Below are 20,604 nucleotides of genomic sequence, written 5' to 3' on the forward strand. Positions count from 1 at the left end.
AAAGCTGAATTTTTTAGGGAGGTGAGCTTCATGCGTCTAGAATTAGGAAAAATATTTATAAAGGATATGCAATTTGGAAATGAGACTAAAGTAGAAAATGGTGTTCTTTATGTAAATAAAGAGGAATTATTAAATGAAGTATCTGGTGATGAGAGATTAACTAGCATAGATTTTGATATAGTTAGACCAGGTGAAGAAGTAAGAATAATTCCTGTAAAGGACGTAGTTGAGCCAAGAGTTAAAGTTGAGGGTAATGGTGGAATTTTCCCAGGTTTTATAAGTAAAGTTGATACTGTAGGGAGTGGAAGAACTCATGTGCTTAAAGGAGCAGCAGTAGTAACTACAGGTAAAATCGTTGGATTCCAAGAAGGGATTATAGATATGTGTGGAGAAGGAGCAAAATATACTCCATTCTCAAAAACTAATAACTTAGTCATTACTTGTGAACCAAAAGAAGATATAGATCAACATCAACATGAAGAAGCAGTAAGAATGGTAGGCTTTAAGGCTGCTACTTACTTAGGAAAAGCTGGTAAAAATGTTGAACCAGATGAAATAAAAACATTTGAAACATTACCACTACTTGACCAGGTAAAACAATATCCTGAATTACCAAAAGTAGTATATGTTTATATGCTACAAAGCCAAGGATTACTACATGACACATATGTGTATGGTGTAGATGCTAAGAAAATAATACCAACATTCATATATCCAACAGAAATTTTTGATGGAGCAGTTGTAAGTGGTAACTGTGTATCAGCTTGTGATAAAAACCCATCATATGTTCATTTAAATCATCCAATAGTTGAAGAGTTATATGGAAGACATGGAAAAGATATAAACTTCTTAGGATGTGTAATTACAAACGAGAATGTATATCTTGCTGATAAAGAAAGATCATCTAACTGGACAGCAAAATTAGTTGAATTTTTAGGTGCTGATGCGGTTATTATTTCAGAAGAAGGATTTGGTAATCCAGATGCAGACCTTGTTATGAATTGTAATAAAATAACTGCTAAAGGCATTAAAACTGTACTTGTTACTGATGAATATGCAGGACAAGATGGAAGTTCTCAATCATTAGCAGACTCAACACCAAAAGGTGATGCTGTTGTTACTGGCGGAAATGCTAATGAAGTTGTAGTACTACCTAAAATGAAAAAAGTAATAGGTCATCCAGAAGCAGCAAATACAATAGCTGGTGGACACGTTGGAAGTTTAAGAGAAGATGGAACAATAGAAGCTGAAATACAAGTTATTACAGGTGCTACTAGTGAAGTAGGATTTAACTACTTAACTGCAAAAGGATACTAATTTTAATAAAACAACAGGAGGAAGATAAAAAATGTTAAAAGGAAAAAAAGTTATAGCTATAGGAGATAGAGATGGAATACCAGGCCCAGCTATACAAGCATGTGTAGAAAGTGCTGGCGCAGAGGTAATATTCGCTTCAACAGAATGCTTTGTTTGAACAGCTGCAGGAGCTATGGATCTGGAGATCCAACAAAGAGTAAAGGACTTAACTGAAAAATTTGGTCCTGAAAATGTAGTAGTAGTTTTAGGTGGAGCTGAAGGAGAAGCTTCAGGACTTTCAGCAGAAACAGTAGCTGCAGGAGACCCAACATTTGCAGGCCCTCTTGCTGGTATAGCACTAGGACTTGGAGCTTATCACATAGTTGAACCAGAAGTTAAAGATGAATGTGATGCTGCAGTTTACGATGAACAATGTGGAATGATGGAAATGGTTCTTGATGTTGATGACATTATAGAAGAAGTTAAAAGTGTAAGAGAACAATTTTCTCAATATAATAAATAATCCCATAGCATGAAGCCTGTAGAAAGGGGGAGAAAACGTGATTAAAGTAGTTCATTATATAAATCAATTTTATGCTGGAATAGGTGGAGAAGAAAAAGCAGATTATAAACCAGAAGTTAGGGAAGGTTTTGTAGGTCCAGGAATGGGACTTAACGGTCTACTTAAAAAAGAAGATATGGAAATTGTTGCTACAGTAATATGTGGTGATTCTTATTTCAATGAAAATATTGAAGAAGCTAAAGCTGAAATAATTGAAATGGTTAAAAAATATAATCCTGATATGTTTATAGCAGGCCCTGCATTTAATGCTGGAAGATATGGGGTTGCATGTGGAACAATTTCAAAAGAGGTTAAAGAAAAATTAAATATCCCTGTATTAACTGCAATGTATCCTGAAAATCCAGGTGCAGATATGTACAAAAAGGATGTATATATAGTAGAAACTAGAAATAGTGCCGTTGGAATGAGAAAGGCATTACCTGCAATAGCTAAATTAGCTATCAAAATGGGTAAAGGTGAAGAAATAGGAGCTCCTTCAGAAGAAGGATATATCGAAAGAGGTATAAGAAAGAATTATTTCTCTGAAGAAAGAGGAGCTAAAAGAGCTGTAAATATGCTTGTTAAGAAGTTAAAAGGTGAAGAATTCACAACAGAATTCCCAATGCCAAACTTTGATAGAGTAGATCCAAACCCAGCAGTAAAAGATATTAAACATGCTAAAGTTGCCCTTGTTACATCTGGTGGTATAGTTCCAAAAGGAAACCCAGATCATATTGAATCTTCAAGTGCATCTAAGTATGGTAAATATGACATAGACGGTGTTATGGACCTTACAAAAGAAACATATGAAACAGCACATGGTGGATATGATCCAACATATGCTAACAACGACTCAGATAGAGTATTACCAGTTGACGTATTAAGAGAAATGGAAAAGAATGGAGAAATAGGTTCTCTTCATAGATATTTCTATACAACAGTTGGTAATGGAACAGCAGTTGCATCATCTAAAAAATTTGGTGAAGAAATAGTTGCTGAATTAAAAGCTGACGGTGTAGATGCAGTTATATTAACTTCTACATGAGGAACTTGTACACGTTGCGGTGCAACGTTAGTTAAAGAAATTGAAAGAGGCGGACTTCCAGTAGTTCATATGTGTACTGTAGTACCAATTTCATTAACAGTTGGTGCTAACAGAATAGTACCTACAATAGCAATACCACATCCACTTGGAAATCCAGCATTATCTGAAAAAGATGAATATGAATTAAGAAAAGGCTTAGTTGAAAAAGCATTGAAAGCTCTTGAAACTGAAGTTGATGGTCAAAAAGTTTTTGAAGATTAATATAAAAATTGTTGGGAACCTAAGGTTCCCAACAATCTTTAAAATCTGACTGATATATATACTGGGAACTAGGTTCTATGCACTATAAAGAGCAAAATAATAAAGTGTATAGAACAAAGTTCAAAGTACAGATAATAAATTTTTGGCTGTCAACTAATTTCTAGTACATAGAACCTAGTCCCTAGTTTTAAAAAATATTTAATATGTCTATAAAATTTAAATTTTAAAAAATAAAAAAATATAACATTGAAGAAAGAGGAGGTAATATCATGACTTTCCCAGTTGTAAAAAAAGCCGCTTATGTACTTGTAAATACACCAGATATGGTTATACATAATGGTACAACTCAAACTTTAGAAAAAAAACAAAATCCAGATTCAGAGTATTTAAAAGCTGTTAGAAGTCATTTAAGAAGTTATGAAGATGTTGTTGCATATGCACCAAATCAAACTTATATAGGAAATATGACACCAGATGAATTAGCAGAAGCTAAAGCACCATGGTATGAAAATAAAATTGAAAATGCAAATAGATTTGGAAAATTCGGTGAAATAATGCCACAAGATGAATTTTATGGTTTAATGAAGGTATCAGATGTTTTTGATCTTGTATTATTAGAAAAATCATTTGTTGAAAGTATAAAACCAAAATTCGAAGCACACCCATTATTAAAGAGTAAAGTTGCTGTTTTAGGTGAAGGTGTAGAACTTGCAGATATTGAAAATGCAGTTAACAATACTGGTGCTGAAGGATTATATGAAAACGATAAGTTAGTTGGATGTGTTAAGAGAGCACATGAATTTGATGAAAACTTATCTGCAGAATACATGCTTGAAAACATAGCAGTTAAAGCATCAGGTGTACTTTCAGCTATGCATTTAGTAAAAGATTTAGATGTTCCAGTAGAAGAAATAGGATATATAATAGAATGTTCAGAAGAAGCTGTTGGTGATATGAATCAAAGAGGTGGCGGAAACTTAGCTAAATCAGTAGGAGAAATTGCAGGATTAAATGGTGCTACTGGTATAGATATGAGAGGTTTCTGTGCAGCACCATCACATTCATTAATAAATGCAGCTGGTTTAGTTAAATCAGGATTATATAAACATGTAGTAGTTGTAGGTGGAGGATGTACAGCAAAACTTGGAATGAATGGTAAATCTCATGTAGGTAAAGAATTACCAATACTTGAAGATTGTCTTGGAGGTTTTGCAGTACTTGTATCAGAAAATGATGGTGTAAGTCCAGTTTTAAGAACTGATATAGTAGGAAGACATACAATAGCAAGTGGAGCTTCTCCTCAAGCAGTATTAGATGCATTAGTACTTAAACCATTAACTGATAATGGTATGACAATTCCAGAAGTTGATAAATTTTCTCCAGAAATGCAAACACCAGAAATAACAGTACCAGCAGGAGCAGGTGATGTACCAACTCAAAACTATAAGATGATAGGAGCTCTTGCTGTTAAAAATAAACAGTTAGACAGAAAAGAATTACCAAAATTCGTTAAAGAACATGGATATCCAGGATTTGCTCCAACACAAGGACATATTCCATCAGGAGTACCAATAATCGGACACGGTATTGAAAGCATGAAAGAAGGAAAATTAAATAATTTCATGATAATAGGAAAAGGAAGCTTATTCCTTGGAAGAATGACTAACCTATTTGATGGTGTTTCAATATTAGTTGAAAAGAACACTGGTATAGTAGAGGAAGAAAACGGAGTAAGTAAAGAAGAAGTTAAAGATATGGTTGCAGATGCAATGAAAGATTTTGCAAATTTCTTAGCATCAAAAATGGAATAGTAATTGTGAAAGAATAAATAGCGAAAGGGGTGTTTCTCTTGGATAACAACGCTACAAAAGCAATGATAGCAGAAGTATTTAATGAAATAGCTCAGGGAATAAAAAGCGGAAGTTTCAAAAAGAAAGTAAGAATCGGATTGACGATTTTAGGTTCAGAACACGGCGTTGAAGAAATGGTTAAAGCTGCAAAGCTTGCTAAAAATAAATATGGAGATTTTGAAATAGTACTAATTGGTTCAAAGGTTACTGATGATTTTGAAGTTGTTGAAGCAGCTGATGCTGAAGAAGGACATAAGAAGATGGTTGAACTTCTTGAAAAAGGAGAAATAGATGGATGTGTAACTCAGCATTTTGATTTCCCAATTGGAGTATCTACTGTTGGTAGAGTAGTAACTCCAGGTTTAGGAAAGGAAATGATTTTAGCAACTACTACAGGAACTACTTCAACAAATAGAGTAGAAGGTATGGTTATAAATGCTATATCAGGTATTTCAGCAGCTAAAGCTTTAGGTATAGAGAATCCTAAGGTTGGGATCCTAAACGTTGATGGAGCTAGACAAGTTGAACGTATTTTAGGTGAAATAAAAAATAATGGATATGAATTTGAATTTGCAAGTTCATTAAGAGCAGATGGTGGCGCTGTAATGAGAGGAAACGATCTTCTTGCAGGTACTCCAGATGTTATGGTTTGTGATTCATTAACAGGCAATTTATTAATAAAGGTATTTTCTTCATTTACAACTGGAGGAAATTATGAAACTATAGGTTATGGTTATGGACCAGGTATAGGTTCTAATTATGATAAATTAGTTAATATCGTTTCTAGAGCTTCAGGAGCTCCACTTATATGTGAAGCATTAAGATATTGTGCAACTTGTGCACAAAATAAGGTTTTACAAATAGCTAAAGCTGAATTTACTAATGCTAAAAAAGCTGGTTTTCAAGAAGAAATAGATAAGGTTACTAAAAAAGCATCTGCTTCTACAGAAGAAGAAGTAAAGATGCCTCCTAAGAAAATAGTAACTTTCGCAATACCTGGAATTGATATCCTTGAACTTGAAGATGCTTGTAAGTCATTATGGAAAGAAGACATATATTCAGAAAGTGGAATGGGATGTACAGGACCAGTAATATTAGTAGCTGATGATGAAGGAGAAAAAGCTCAAGAAGTGCTTAAAAAAGCAGGTTATATGAGTTAGCATATTAAAATTGACACAATAAAGAGTTAAGAGTGAAAATATAAAAAAAATTTTCAATTCTTAACTCTTTATTTATTTTTTATTTAAAATATTGTATAATAAAATCAAATGTTTTAAAATTTAAAAATAGTTAAAAAAATTAATTTTTTTTTGAAGGAATTTTGTTATTTTTGTAGAATAGTTAAATTTGAATGTTGTTTACATATTTTCTCACATATTTTTTTATAAAATTTGTGCAAAATAAACCATATAAATTAATTTTATAATTTGGGAGGTATTAAAAATGAATAAGAAAAAAGTAGTTGCAATAATTGCTTCAATGGCTATGGTTGCATCATTGTTTGTTGGTTGTGGTAAGACAAAAGATGAAAACGCTAACAAACCAGCAACTGAACAAGCTCAAAAGGGAAAAGATATAAAAATTGGTCTTTCTACTGATGAAGGTGGTTTGAATGATAAATCATTTAACCAATCTGCAAATGCAGGAATTAAAGAAGCACAGAAGGAAACTGGAGTACAATATTTTCCAATAGAATCACAGAAAAAAGAAGATTATGAAGCAAATTTACAATCTTTAGCTTTAGATCAAGAGTGTGATTTAACATTTGGGATTGGTTTCCAAATGCAAAAAGCTATGGAAAATATAGCAAAAGCAAATTCAGATAAAAAATTTGCTATAGTTGATGCTGTAGTTGAAAAACCAAATGTTCAATCATTAATGTTTAAAGAGCATGAAGGATCATTCTTAGTAGGAGTAGTAGCAGCTAAGATGTCAAAAACAAATAAAATTGGATTTATTGGTGGTAAAGATTTTCCTCTAATAAATAGATTTGCAGCTGGATACATAGCTGGTGCAAGAGCAGTGAACCCAGATATTAAAGTGGTAGTTAAATATGCTGATAGTTTTGGTGATACAAACAAAGGATACGAAATTGCTAAAACTGAATACAATGAAGGTTGCGATATAGTATTCCATGCAGCTGGTGGTGTTGGAATAGGATTATTTAAAGCCACTAAAGAACTTAGAAATGCAGGAAAAAATGTTTGGGCTATAGGTGTTGACCAAGACCAAGCTGTTGCAATCACTGATGATAAAGGTAAGCCAATGTATGATGATGTAATATTAACAAGTATGATGAAGAGAGTTGACACAGCAACTAAACAAGCAGTATTAGATATTGTAAATGATAAGTTTGAAGGTGGAAAAACTCACGTATTTGGATTAAAAGAAGATGGTGTAGGAATAGCACCAAGTTCTAAGAAAAATGTTCCTAAAGAAGTATTAGATTTAGTTAAGAAATATGAAGATGCAATAAAAACTGGAAAAATAGAAGTTCCAGAAACTAAAGAAGAAGCAGGAAAATTCAAAACTGACGTTGTTAAATAATATTTTAATTTTGGTATGAAGTAAATTTAATTAATAAATAGAATAAAGCTAGATGTATTTGCATCTAGCTTTTTCTAAACAAAAACAATATGAATTGTAACTATTCTTAGGTGGAATAGGAGGAGTATTCGATGGAAAAAGTAGTTGAAATGAAGGGGATAACTAAAATATTTCCAGGAACAGTAGCAAATGATAATGTAGACTTTGAACTTCTTAAAAGTGAAACTCATGTTTTACTTGGAGAGAATGGGGCAGGAAAAACAACTTTAATGAATGTATTATATGGATTATATCAACCTGAAAAAGGTGAAATTTTTGTTAAAGGTAAAAAGGTAAAAATAACTAATCCAAATGATGCTATAAAATTAGGTATAGGGATGGTACATCAGCATTTTATGCTTGTACACAATTTTTCTGTAGCAGAAAATATAGTTTTAGGTATAGAGCCTAAAAAGGGATTGAAAACAGACATAAATAAAGCTATAGCAGATGTTGAGAAAATAGCATCTCAATATGGATTTAATATTGATCCTAAGGCTATCATAGAAGATATATCAGTAGGACAACAACAAAAAGTTGAAATTCTTAAGGCACTATATAGAGGTGCAGAAATATTAATATTAGATGAACCTACGGCTGTATTAACTCCACAAGAAATAGAAGAACTTGGAGTTATAATTGATAATTTAAAAAAAGAAGGCAAATCAGTAATACTTATAACTCATAAGCTAAAGGAAGTTATGAGTATGAGTGATAGAGTTACAATAATAAGAAGAGGAAAAGTTACAGGAAGAGTTCATACAAAAGATACTAGTATAGATGAACTTGCAGAACTTATGGTAGGTAGAAAAGTACAACTAGTAGTAGATAAGAAAAAGGCAAATATAGGTAAAGAAATATTGAAAATTGAAGATTTACATGTTAAAGATCAAAGAGGAATACCAGCAGTTAAAGGATTAAATTTAACTGTACATGGAGGAGAAATACTTGGTATTGCAGGTGTAGATGGTAATGGGCAGTCTGAATTTATAGAAGCGTTAACAGGTTTAAAGAAACCAGAAAAGGGAAAAATTGTATTAAAAGGTAATGATATTTATGGAAAAACACCAAGAGAAATAATTGATAATGGAATTGGACATATTCCAGAAGATAGACATAAAAGAGGACTAATACTTAAATATTCATTGTATGAAAATATAGTTTTAGGAAGACATCATAAAGAACCTTTTAGTAAAAAAGGAGTAATGAATTATAGTAGTATAAGAAAATATAGTCAAGATTTAATAAAAGAATATGATGTAAGAACTCCAAATGATGAAGTACCCGCATCTGCTTTATCAGGTGGTAATCAACAGAAATTAATTGTAGCAAGGGAAATTTCAAAAGATCCAGATTTATTAATTGCTTCTCAACCTACAAGAGGAGTAGATGTTGGTGCTATTGAATTTATACACAAGAAGCTTGTAGAGGAAAGAGATTCAGGTAAAGCGGTATTACTAGTATCATTGGAATTAGATGAGGTTTTATCTCTGTCTGATAGGATAGCGGTTATGTATGATGGAGAAATCGTTGATATTCTTGATAGGAAAGATGCTAATGAACAAAAATTAGGAGTACTCATGGCGGGTGGAAAATTGGATAACAAGGAAGAGGTGAATGACGTTGAGTAATAAGCCAAACAGTGCTGCAAAAAATCCTATAGTTGAAGGTTTAAAGAGTATATTATTTCCCTTTTTAGCAGTAGTTCTTGCAGTGTTTGTAGCAGTATTTTTTGTTATGTGGGCAAAAGGATATTCAATATTTGAGTATTTTTCAGCGTTAGGTGATTTATTTAAATATATTTGGAAGGGAAGTTTTGCTACTAAGAGAAATACTTTAAATACTTTGGTGTATGTAACCCCATTGATATTTACAGGTATTGCAAATGCTATTGCATTTAAATGTGGTCTATTTAATATTGGTGTAGAAGGACAATTTATAGTTGGAATGGGAGCAGGTGCAGTAGTAGGATTAATACCAGGGCTTAATCCTGTGATTCATGTTATATTAATTATATTAGGTGGTATAATTGCAGGAGGAATTTGGGGAGCTATACCAGGATATTTAAAGGCTAAATTTGGAACCAATGAAGTTATTAATACAATTATGATGAACTTTATAGGTATGTATTTAGTAAACTGGATAGTTTTGAGATCTGCGTTTGCACTTAAAGGTAAAGCTACTACTCCAATAATTCAAAAAAGTGCACAACTTTTAAGATTTAGTCCTAGTAGTAGAGCAAATATAAGTTTAATAATTGCAATCATATGCGCTATTTTTATTTATTGGTTATTATGGAAAACAACTATTGGATATGAAATAAGAGCAGTTGGTATAAATCCATATGGTGCGGAATATGGTGGAGTTAATATATCAAAAAATATCGTTCTTGCAATGGTTTTATCAGGAGCTATAGCAGGAATTGGTGGAGCAACACATATTGCCGGTGTTATGCATCAAGCTCAAGATATGATGGCTTTCCCTAATTTTGGATTTGACGGTATAGCCGTTGCACTTTTAGCTAAAAGTAATCCATTAGGCTGTATAGCGGCAGCAGTATTATTTGGTGCTTTGAATAGTAGTTCAAGAGTATTGCAATTGAATGGTATTCCAAAGGAAATAGTAGGTTTAATTCAAGCAGTAATTATAATTTTTGTAGCTACAGATTATATAGTTAAGTATTTTCAAGACAGAAAGAAGAAAGGAGCGATTGTAAATGAGTAATCAAATTATTTCAATAATAGATTCAACACTTAGAATAGCGGCTCCTTTGATTTTTGCTGGTCTTGGAGGAGTATTTTCAGAAAGATCAGGAGTAGTTAATATAGGGTTAGAAGGTATGATGATTATGGGTGCTTTTTTTGCAGTATTGGGCTCATATGTAACTGGAAGTCCTATAATGGGAATAGTTTTTGCAATGGTTGCTGGTGGAGCAATAGCAGCTATTCATGCTTTCTTAAGTATAAATTTGAGAGCAGATCAAATTATTTCTGGTACAGCCATAAATCTATTTTCAGCAGCACTGGCCAGTTTCTTGATAATGAAAGTTTTCCACAAAGGTGGTCAAACAGACATAGTAAAAGGTCTTGTGTATAAAGTACCAGAATCTATTAAAGGTATACCAATTTTAGGTGAATTTCTATCAGGATTAAATTGGTTTGTTATATTAGCAATTGTTTTAGTATTTGTATCACATTTTGTTTTATTTAAAACACCTTTAGGTTTAAGAATTAGAGCTGTAGGAGAGCATCCAGCAGCTGCAGATACATTAGGAATAAATGTATACAAAATGAGATATCTTTGCGTTATTTTATCCGGAGTTTTCGCAGGACTTGGAGGCGCAGCACTTTCAATTGGAACAACTCCAGTTTATAGAGAAGGAATGGTTGCAGGTCGTGGATTTATAGCACTTGCCGCAATGATTTTTGGTAATTGGAATCCTATAGGAACAATGTGGGCATGTATGTTGTTTGCTTTTGGTAGTGCTTTTGAGATGGTTGCTCAAAGCTTTAGTTGGAATTTACCAAGTGAGTTTTATGCATCAATCCCATATGTATTAACAATGCTTGCTCTTGCTGGATTTGTTGGAAAAACAGTACCACCAGCAGCAGATGGAGATCCTTATATAAAAGGAGAACGTTAATAAAAGCTCAGCCCTTAGGGGCTGAGCTTTTTTAATTATTCTATGTTATAATTTATAATAACGTGGAATAATTATAATAGATTGAGTGGTGATAGAATTGAAGTTAGATTTCAACTTAAAATTGACTCAAGAACAAAGGCTTGTAATGACTCAACAGATGCAGCTTTCAGTTAAAATGCTTCAAATGTCTGGTTTTGAACTTCAAGAATATATAGGTAAAGAAGTAGAAGAAAATCCAGTTTTAGATGCGGAATATGATACAAATAGTAATTTAAAGGAAAAAAACAATGAAATAGATTACAAAAAATTTATTGAATATTTAAATTTTGATAACTATAGCGGGAAAAATTATTATAGAAATGAAGAAGAAACGGTGTCGCCTTTTACATTTATTTCTAATAAGAAGTCATTAAAGGATTATTTAAATGAACAAATAATAGAAGTGAATGAAGGAGAATATACAAAAGAAATATGTAAATATATAGTTGAAAATTTAGATAATAGAGGGTATTTAGATAATACAGTTGAGAATATTTGTGAAGAGATAGAAGCTAAAAAAGATGATGTAGAATATGCTTTAAAAGTAGTACAATCTTTAGAACCTGATGGAATAGCTTGTGGAGATTTAAAAGAGTGTTTAAAAATTCAACTTAATAAAAAAGGAATAAAAGATGAAAATTTATTTGGGTTAATAGATGATTGTCTTGAACTTTTAGCAAACAATAAATTAGGTGAGATATCCAAAAAATTAAAAATAAAAAAGAGTGAAGTGCAAAGATATGTAGATTTCATACGAACATTAGAACCAAAGCCAGCTAGAGGCTTTTATACAGGAGAGAATGTAAAATATATTGCACCAGATGCATATATAAGAAAAATTGATGGTGAATATCATATAATTATGAATGATGATATATTGCCAAAATTAAAAATAAGTCCATTATATAAAAATATAGTATCAAGTGAAAATAATGATAATGATAATGATACAGCAGATTATGTAAAGAAAAAAATAAATAATGCAATGTTTCTTATAAAAAGTATACAGCATAGAAAAAGTACAATTTATAGGGTATTAGAACAAATCATAGATTTACAAAGAGATTATTTTGATTATGGAAAAGAATATTTAAAACCTATGACTTTGAAAGAAATATCATATAGAATAGATATGCATGAGTCAACAGTAAGTAGAGCTATAAGAGATAAATATATATATACTAATAAAGGTATAGTTAAAATAAAAGACTTATTTACAGTAGGTATATCATCACAAGCTTATGGAGATGATATTTCAACAATAAAAATTAAGAATAAAATAAAAGAATGTATTGAAAGTGAAGATAAGAAAAAACCTTTATCTGACCAAAAGATATGTGATATTTTAAAAAAAGAGGATATGAATATTTCAAGAAGAACTGTGGCAAAATATAGAGAAGAGCTAGGAATTAAATCTTCAAGTAAACGAAAACGATTTTAAAAAAAAGGAGCAAATGCTCCTATTTTTTAAAGTTTTACCTAATTATTAAAAAAAAATTTTTAAATATGCTTTAAAAAAGTTGATATCTCATAATATATAATTTATAATAGTGTTGGGACATGAAACAGATATATGGGACACGAAAAGTCCAAAGAGGTGTTTGACTTGCAGCAAATGCATGAAATTCTTAAGTTACAAAAGAAAATAGTTCCTGAATTAATAGAGGTAATAGAAAAAAGATATACCATATTAAGAGGTATATATTATAATCAACCTATTGGAAGAAGAATATTAGCAAATAAGTTAGGAATAGGTGAAAGAATAGTTAGAACAGAAATAAACTTTTTAAAGAACCAAAATTTAATTGAAGTAAATACTCCAGGAATGACAGTTACAAATGATGGAGAAGAGATACTAGAAAAATTAAAAGAATTCATTCATGAAATAAAAGGACTATCAACTTTAGAAAACTATATAAAGAAAAATTTAAAATTAAAAGATGTAGTAGTAGTTCCAGGAGATATAGAAGATGATATAACAGTTATGAATGAATTAGGAAAAGCAGGAGCTAATTATATAAAAGATAAACTTAGCGAAAATACAGTGATTTCGCTTACGGGTGGAAGTACTGTTAAATCTATAGTAGATAATATACCAAAAATTAATAAAGTTAGTAACATACTAGTTCTACCGGCAAGAGGTGGAATGGGAAGAGATGTGGAAACACAATCAAACACATTGACAGCAAGATTGGCAGAAAAAATTAATGCAAATTATAGATTGATGCATGTTCCAGATAATTTGAGTGATAATGCATTAAATGCAATACTTAATGAGAAAAATATAAAAGAAATAATAGATAAAATCAAATCATGTAATATATTAATTTATGGTATTGGAAAAGCAGAAGAAATGGCAATAAGAAGAGGAATGACAGATGAAGAAGTGAAAAAACTATTAGATAAAGGTGCTGTTGCTGAAGCTTTTGGTTATTATTTTGATGAAAATGGTGATATAGTGGATTTTACACCAACTATTGGAATAAGAAGAGAAGATATAAAAAATATAGATATTTCAATTGCAATAGCAGGAGGAAAAAGTAAATCAAAAGCTATATTAGCCACTGAATTAAATATGAAAAGTGGAATTCTTATAACAGATGAAGGCGTTGCTAATGAAATAGTGACAACTTTAGAAAATCAATCAAAATAATCATAAAATTGCTCTTAATAAAATTCACATAAAATATATATATAAATAAAAAAATAAAGAGAGATAAAATTTTAGGAGGTAATTTCAAATGAAAAAAGTTGCTATTAATGGTTTTGGAAGAATAGGAAGAAATGTATTTAAAGCATTACTTAAAAACTATTCTAATGATTTAGAAGTAGTTGCAATCAATGACTTAACTGACCCAGCTACTCTAGCTCACTTATTAAAATACGATTCATTATACGGAAAATTCGAAGGAACTGTAGAAGCTAAAGAAGGCGCTATAGTTGTTAATGGTAAAGAAATAAAAATCTATGCAGAAAGAAATCCTAAAGACCTTCCATGGAAAGCATTAGGAATAGACATCGCTATAGAATCAACTGGATTATTCAGAAACAGAGAAAAAGCTGCTCTTCATTTAGAAGCAGGTGCTAAAAAAGTTCTTATTTCAGCTCCAGCTAAAGATGAAGATATAACAATAGTTATGGGAGTTAATGAAGAAGAATATGATAATGCTAACCATAACATAATTTCAAATGCTTCATGTACAACAAACTGCTTAGCTCCATTTGCTAAAGTTCTTGAAAAAGAATTCGGAATTAAAAATGGATTAATGACAACAGTTCACTCATACACTAATGACCAAAAAATATTAGATGCTCCTCATAGTGATTTAAGAAGAGGAAGAGCAGCAGCAGAAGCAATGATACCAACAACTACAGGAGCTGCTAAAGCAGTTGCTAAAGTTCTTCCTCAATTAAATGGAAAATTAAACGGAATGGCTGTAAGAGTACCAACTCCAACAGTTTCATTAGTTGACCTTGTTTGTGAATTAGATAAAGATGTTACAGTTGAAGAAGTAAATGCTGCATTCAAGAAATATGCAGAAGGAGAAATGCAAGGAGTACTAGGATATAGCGAAGAACCACTTGTATCAATAGACTACAGAGCAGATGAAAGATCTTCAATCGTTGATGGATTATCAACAATGACTATGGGACCAAGACTAGTAAAAGTTATTTCTTGGTATGATAATGAATTTGGTTATTCAAACAGATTAGCTGATTTAACTAAATATGTTGCTGATAGACTATAATTTTAAAATTTATGTAGAAATATTGGCTGAATTTATATAAAATTAGGAGTGGAAAGTTATTTGTATGAAATTTTCATATTTAACTTTTCACTCTTAGCTTTAAAACATATAAATTGATAAAATTGTATAATAAACAAATTAATTGTAAATTGATAATTCAATAAAAGATTTAATAGTTGAATTATGAGTTTACAATTAATATAAATCTATTGATGCTTGCATAATTAAAACCATTCATACATGAAAGGAGAGAAAATCATGCAATTAAATAAGAAAACTGTAGAAGATATAGAGGTTAGAGGTAAAAAAGTTTTAGTAAGATGTGATTTCAATGTACCACTAAAAGGTGGGGTTATAACAGACGAGAACAGACTAGTTGGAGCTATGCCTACAATAAAATACTTAGTTGAAAATGGTGCGAAAGTTATATTATGCTCACACCTTGGAAAACCAAAGGGAGAGCCAAAACCAGAATTATCATTAGCACCTGTAGCAAAAAGACTTTCAGAAATGCTTGGAAAAGAAGTAGTATTTGCTAAAGATGACAATGTAGTTGGAGAAAATGCTAAAAAAGCAGTTGAAGCTATGAAAGACGGAGAAATAGTATTACTTGAAAATACAAGATATAGAAAAGAAGAAACTAAAAATGTTGAAACTTTTTCAAAAGAATTAGCATCTCTTGCTGATGTATTTGTAAATGATGCTTTTGGAACAGCACACAGAGCTCACTGTTCAACTGTTGGTGTAACTGAATTTATTGATACTTCAGTTTGTGGATATTTGATTCAAAAAGAGTTAAAATTCTTAGGAAATGCTGTTGAAAATCCACAAAGACCATTTGTAGCAATATTAGGTGGTGCAAAAGTTTCAGATAAGCTTGGAGTTATAAATAACTTATTAGATAAAGTTGATACTTTAATAATAGGTGGAGGAATGGCATATACATTTTTAAAATCTTTAGGACATGAAATAGGTAATTCACTTTTAGAACAAGATAAGATGGAATATGCAAAAGAAATGATGAAAAAAGCTGAAGATAAAGGAGTTAAATTATTACTTCCAATAGATATAACTTATGCTAAACAATTTGGTGAAAATGAAACTCCAATAATATCAGAAGGTAGAGATATCCCAAGTGATCATGAAGGATTAGATATAGGACCAAAAACTAGACAATTATTTGCAAGTGCAATAGGAGAAGCTAAAACAGTTGTATGGAACGGACCAATGGGAGTATTTGAATTTGCTAACTTTGCAAAAGGAACTCACGCAATAGCTAAAACAATGTCAGAAAGTAATGCTACAACAATAATAGGTGGAGGAGACAGTGCAGCAGCTGTTAACCAATTAGGCTTTGGCGATAAGATGACTCATATTTCAACTGGTGGTGGAGCTTCACTAGAATTCTTAGAAGGAAAAGAATTACCAGGAATAGCAGCACTTAATGATAAATAGTTTAAACTATATAGAATCTCTTAACTTACTATAAATGTTAAAAATAATTAGAAAGAGCGGGGTGTTTGTAAAATGAGAAAACCAATTATTGCAGGAAACTGGAAAATGAATAAAACAGTTAAAGAAGCTGTTAAATTAGTTGAAGAATTAAAACCACTTGTAAAAGATGCTAAATGTGATGTAGTTGTTTGTCCAACATTCGTTTGCTTAGATGCTGTATTAAAAGCTGCTGAAGGAACAAATGTAAAAGTTGGAGCTCAAAATATGCATTTTGAAGAAAGTGGAGCATTTACAGGAGAAATAGCTCCTTCAATGCTAGAAGAAATGGGAGTAGACTTTGTAGTTTTAGGTCATAGTGAAAGAAGACAATATTTCAATGAAACTGATAAAACAATAAATAAGAAAATAAAGAAAGCATTTGAACATAATTTACTTCCTATATTATGTATCGGAGAAACTCTTGAAGAAAGAGAAGCAGATATAACTGAAGAAGTACTTGCAAGACAAGTAAAATTAGATCTTCAAGGTTTAAATGCAGAACAAGTTTCAAAAATGGTTATAGCATATGAGCCAATTTGGGCTATAGGAACAGGAAAAACTGCAACTTCAGAACAAGCTAATGAAACAATTGCATTTGTAAGAAAAACAGTAGAAGAAGTATTAGGAAAAGAAGTAGCAGAAAAAGTAAGAATTCAATACGGTGGATCAGTTAAACCTAATACAATAAAAGAACAAATGGAACAATCAGATATAGATGGAGCATTAGTAGGTGGAGCAAGCTTAAAAGCTGAAGATTTCTCTAAAATAGTAAACTTTTAGTGAGCTTTTATAGATTAGTTTGATAGTTTGCTAGTAGCTAATAGGTAGCTGCTAGCAACTAGCAGACTAGAAAACTAAAGAACGCGGGGTGTTTTAATGAAAAAGAAACCTGTAATGTTAATGATTTTGGATGGGTTTGGTATATCAGATCATGAAGACGGAAACGCTATTAAAGCAGCTAATACATCAAATTTTGATAGATTATATTCAAATTATCCACATACACAATTAAAAGCAAGTGGTTTAAGTGTAGGACTTCCAGAAGGTCAAATGGGTAATTCAGAAGTTGGACATTTAAATATTGGTGCAGGAAGAATTGTTTATCAAGAATTAACAAGAATAACTAAAGAGGCTAATGAAGGTAAATTTGCAGAAAATGAAGCTTTTATAAATGTAATAGAAAAAGCTTTAAATAATAATTCTTCACTTCATTTATTAGGACTATTGTCTGATGGTGGAGTACATTCACACATAGAACATTTAAAAGGATTATTAAAATTAGCTAAAGATAAAGGAATGAAAAAAGTATATGTTCATGCATTTTTAGATGGACGTGATGTTCCACCAACATCTGCAAAACAATACATAAATGAGATTGAAGAATATATGAATGAAATTGGAGTAGGTAAATTAGCAACAGTTTCAGGAAGATATTATGCAATGGATAGAGATAATAGATGGGAAAGAGTAGAACTTGCTTACAATGCATTAGTTCTTGGCAATGGTGAAAAAGCTGGAAGCGCTATCGAAGCTGTTGAAAAATCTTATCATGATAATAAAACAGATGAATTTGTTCTTCCAACAGTAATATTAGAAAATGGAGAACCAACTGCTAAAATTGAAAATAAAGACTCAATAATATTCTTCAATTTTAGACCAGATAGAGCTAGAGAGTTAACAAGAGCTATAAATGATAGAGAATTTACTGGTTTCAAAAGAGAAACTTTAGATTTAAATTATGTATGTATGACTCAATATGATAAAACAATAGAAAATGTTACAGTAGCATATAAACCACAAAAACTTGCAAACACTCTTGGAGAGTATGTGAGTGGATTAGGAAAATCTCAACTTAGAATAGCAGAAACAGAAAAATATGCCCATGTAACTTTCTTCTTTAATGGTGGAGTAGAAGCTCCAAATAAAAATGAAGAAAGAGCTCTTATACCATCACCAAAAGTTGCTACATATGATTTGCAACCAGAAATGAGTGCATATGAAGTTACAGATGAGTTGTTAAGTAGAATTGATTCTGATAAATATGATTTAATAATACTTAACTATGCAAATCCAGATATGGTTGGTCATACAGGAGTAATGGAAGCAGCTAAAAAAGCTGTAGAAACTGTAGATAAGTGCTTACAAAAAGTTGTTGATAAAATGCTTGAAAAAGATGGAACAGTATTTATAACAGCTGACCATGGAAATTCAGAACAAATGATAGATTATTCTACAGGAAAACCAATGACAGCACATACAACAAGTCCAGTACCTTTTGTATATGTATCAAAAGATGCAAAAGAGTTAAAAGATGGTGGGAAATTAGCTGATATAGCACCTACAATGCTTAAAGTTATGGGACTTGAAAAACCAAAGGAAATGACAGGAGAAAATTTAATTAAATAATATTTATATATGATTAATAATTGATATATTATTGATAAATAATAAAGAAGTAAGTTCTAATTAAACATTAATATATTAATAAGAAATAATTGACATTTTACAATGTACTATAATACATATATTTTACATAGAATATTGAAGGTTGATTATAAATTATTAATTATTAATTGCTAATTATTAATTAATAAAAAGTGGAGGGATATTATAATGAAAAATTACATTGAAATTATTGATGTTTATGCAAGACAAATTTTAGATTCAAGAGCTAACCCAACTGTTGAAGTTGAAGTTACATTAGAAGATGGAACAGTTGGAAGAGCTGGTGTACCATCAGGAGCATCAACTGGTATGTTCGAAGCTGTTGAACTTAGAGATGAAGATAAATCAAAATATGTTGGAAAAGGTGTTTTAAAAGCTGTAGATAATGTTAACACTTTAATAGCAGAAGAATTAGTTGGAATGAACGTTCTTGATCAAGTAGCTATAGATAAAGCTATGATAGAACTTGATGGAACTGAAAACAAAGCTAAATTAGGTGCAAATGCTACTTTAGGAGTATCTCTTGCATGCGCTCAAGCAGCTGCTAAATCATTAGGATTAAGCTTATATCAATACATAGGTGGAGTTAATGGAAAAGTTTTACCAGTTCCAATGATGAACATATTAAATGGTGGAAAACATGCTGATAACACTGTTGACTTACAAGAATTCATGGTTATGCCAGCAGGAGCTCCTTCATTCAGCGAAGCTTTAAGAATGTCTGCTGAAGTTTACCATGCATTAAAATCAATCTTAAAATCAAAAGGATATGAAACTGGAGTAGGTGACGAAGGTGGATTCGCTCCTAACCTAAAATCAAACGAAGAAGCTATCCAAGTTATTATTGAAGCTATCGAAAAAGCTGGATACGCTCCAGGAAAAGATATATTCATAGCTTTAGACCCAGCTTCATCAGAATTCTTTAACACTGATACTAATAAATATGAATTAACAGGAGAAGGAAAAACTCTTACTCCAGCTGAAATGGCTCAATTCTATGCTGATTTAGTAGAAAAATATCCAATAATCTCAATCGAAGATGGTATGGCAGAAGAAGATTGGGAAGGATGGAAAGTATTAACTGATAAAGTTGGAGATAAAGTTCAATTAGTTGGAGACGACTTATTCGTAACTAACACTAAGAGACTTGCTAAAGGTATAGAAACTAAGACTGCTAACTCAATCCTTATAAAACTTAACCAAATTGGAACATTAACTGAAACATTAAATGCTATAGAAATGGCTGAAAGAGCTGGATATACTGCAGTTGTTTCTCATAGATCTGGAGAAACTGAAGATACTACAATAGCTGATTTAGTTGTTGGTGTTAATGCAGGACAAATAAAAACTGGAGCTCCTTCAAGAAGTGAAAGAGTTGCTAAATACAACCAATTATTAAGAATTGAAGAAGAATTAGCAGAAATGGGAGAATACAGAGGATTAAAAGCATTCTATAACATAAATAGATAATTGATATAAATGTTAAAAATATATTGAATAAACGTATCTAATTATGATATAATTCATAGTTAGGTGCATAAAGATAAAGGGGCGCTTAATGTACCCCTTTATTATTATTGTAATCTTTCCATTAGTGTGCTAAAATAAATTGTATGTTTAGTACACGAGGAGGT

Annotated in this window: 16 protein-coding genes; all 16 read left to right on the top strand. The window is 31.2% G+C overall.

Annotation, left to right across the window (positions count from 1 at the left end):
- The first annotated feature begins 30 nt into the window (after nt 1–30).
- Complete coding sequence (locus tag ACFIJ5_RS03175; RefSeq protein WP_379803690.1) at nt 31–1,317, top strand: glycine/sarcosine/betaine reductase component B subunit; 1,287 nt, start codon at nt 31–33, stop codon at nt 1,315–1,317.
- A gap of 31 nt (nt 1,318–1,348) precedes the next feature.
- The gene (gene grdA, locus ACFIJ5_RS03180) at nt 1,349–1,819 is read left to right on the top strand and encodes a glycine/sarcosine/betaine reductase complex selenoprotein A (protein ID WP_379803693.1); all 471 of its coding nucleotides are present in this window, start codon (nt 1,349–1,351) and stop codon (nt 1,817–1,819) included.
- Nucleotides 1,820–1,856: 37 nt separating this feature from the next.
- Nucleotides 1,857–3,164 carry a glycine reductase complex selenoprotein B gene (gene grdB, locus ACFIJ5_RS03185; RefSeq protein WP_379803695.1) on the top strand — a complete coding sequence of 436 codons (1,308 nt, stop codon included), beginning with the start codon at nt 1,857–1,859 and terminating at the stop codon, nt 3,162–3,164.
- A 269-nt stretch (nt 3,165–3,433) separates the two neighbouring features.
- Nucleotides 3,434–4,975 carry a glycine/sarcosine/betaine reductase complex component C subunit beta gene (gene grdC / locus ACFIJ5_RS03190; RefSeq protein ID WP_379803698.1) on the top strand — a complete coding sequence of 514 codons (1,542 nt, stop codon included), beginning with the start codon at nt 3,434–3,436 and terminating at the stop codon, nt 4,973–4,975.
- Nucleotides 4,976–5,013: 38 nt separating this feature from the next.
- Nucleotides 5,014–6,174, top strand: coding sequence for a glycine/sarcosine/betaine reductase complex component C subunit alpha (grdD, locus tag ACFIJ5_RS03195; RefSeq protein ID WP_379803701.1), 1,161 nt, complete (start codon nt 5,014–5,016; stop codon nt 6,172–6,174).
- A gap of 283 nt (nt 6,175–6,457) precedes the next feature.
- Nucleotides 6,458–7,561: a BMP family lipoprotein gene (locus tag ACFIJ5_RS03200; protein ID WP_379803704.1), complete on the top strand. Its 1,104-nt coding sequence runs from the start codon at nt 6,458–6,460 to the stop codon at nt 7,559–7,561.
- Nucleotides 7,562–7,692: 131 nt separating this feature from the next.
- Nucleotides 7,693–9,231, top strand: a complete 1,539-nt coding sequence (locus ACFIJ5_RS03205) for an ABC transporter ATP-binding protein (RefSeq protein ID WP_379803707.1) — start codon at nt 7,693–7,695, stop codon at nt 9,229–9,231.
- Nucleotides 9,218–10,324 carry an ABC transporter permease gene (locus tag ACFIJ5_RS03210; protein WP_379803710.1) on the top strand — a complete coding sequence of 369 codons (1,107 nt, stop codon included), beginning with the start codon at nt 9,218–9,220 and terminating at the stop codon, nt 10,322–10,324. The genes ACFIJ5_RS03205 and ACFIJ5_RS03210 overlap by 14 nt, the downstream gene beginning before the upstream one ends.
- Complete coding sequence (locus tag ACFIJ5_RS03215) at nt 10,317–11,243, top strand: ABC transporter permease (RefSeq protein ID WP_379803713.1); 927 nt, start codon at nt 10,317–10,319, stop codon at nt 11,241–11,243. Before ACFIJ5_RS03210 ends, ACFIJ5_RS03215 begins: the two co-directional genes overlap by 8 nt.
- 97 nt (nt 11,244–11,340) lie before the next feature.
- Entirely contained in the window at nt 11,341–12,723 is a 1,383-nt protein-coding gene (gene rpoN / locus ACFIJ5_RS03220; protein WP_379809522.1) for an RNA polymerase factor sigma-54, read from the top strand.
- A 174-nt stretch (nt 12,724–12,897) separates the two neighbouring features.
- Nucleotides 12,898–13,935 (top strand): sugar-binding transcriptional regulator, encoded by a 1,038-nt coding sequence (locus ACFIJ5_RS03225; protein WP_379809524.1) that lies wholly within the window; start codon nt 12,898–12,900, stop codon nt 13,933–13,935.
- An 88-nt stretch (nt 13,936–14,023) separates the two neighbouring features.
- Nucleotides 14,024–15,031 carry a type I glyceraldehyde-3-phosphate dehydrogenase gene (gene gap / locus ACFIJ5_RS03230; RefSeq protein WP_379803715.1) on the top strand — a complete coding sequence of 336 codons (1,008 nt, stop codon included), beginning with the start codon at nt 14,024–14,026 and terminating at the stop codon, nt 15,029–15,031.
- 258 nt (nt 15,032–15,289) lie between these two features.
- Nucleotides 15,290–16,486, top strand: coding sequence for a phosphoglycerate kinase (locus tag ACFIJ5_RS03235; RefSeq protein WP_379803717.1), 1,197 nt, complete (start codon nt 15,290–15,292; stop codon nt 16,484–16,486).
- A gap of 72 nt (nt 16,487–16,558) precedes the next feature.
- On the top strand, nt 16,559–17,305 hold the full coding sequence (gene tpiA, locus ACFIJ5_RS03240) for a triose-phosphate isomerase (RefSeq protein WP_379803719.1): 747 nt from the start codon (nt 16,559–16,561) through the stop codon (nt 17,303–17,305).
- 96 nt (nt 17,306–17,401) lie between these two features.
- Nucleotides 17,402–18,931, top strand: a complete 1,530-nt coding sequence (gene gpmI, locus ACFIJ5_RS03245; RefSeq protein ID WP_379803721.1) for a 2,3-bisphosphoglycerate-independent phosphoglycerate mutase — start codon at nt 17,402–17,404, stop codon at nt 18,929–18,931.
- A gap of 207 nt (nt 18,932–19,138) precedes the next feature.
- Entirely contained in the window at nt 19,139–20,440 is a 1,302-nt protein-coding gene (eno, locus tag ACFIJ5_RS03250; RefSeq protein WP_379803723.1) for a phosphopyruvate hydratase, read from the top strand.
- The last annotated feature ends 164 nt before the right edge of the window (nt 20,441–20,604 follow it).

It is taken from the genome of Haloimpatiens myeolchijeotgali (assembly GCF_042688525.2).
Lineage (GTDB): Bacteria > Bacillota > Clostridia > Clostridiales > Clostridiaceae > Haloimpatiens.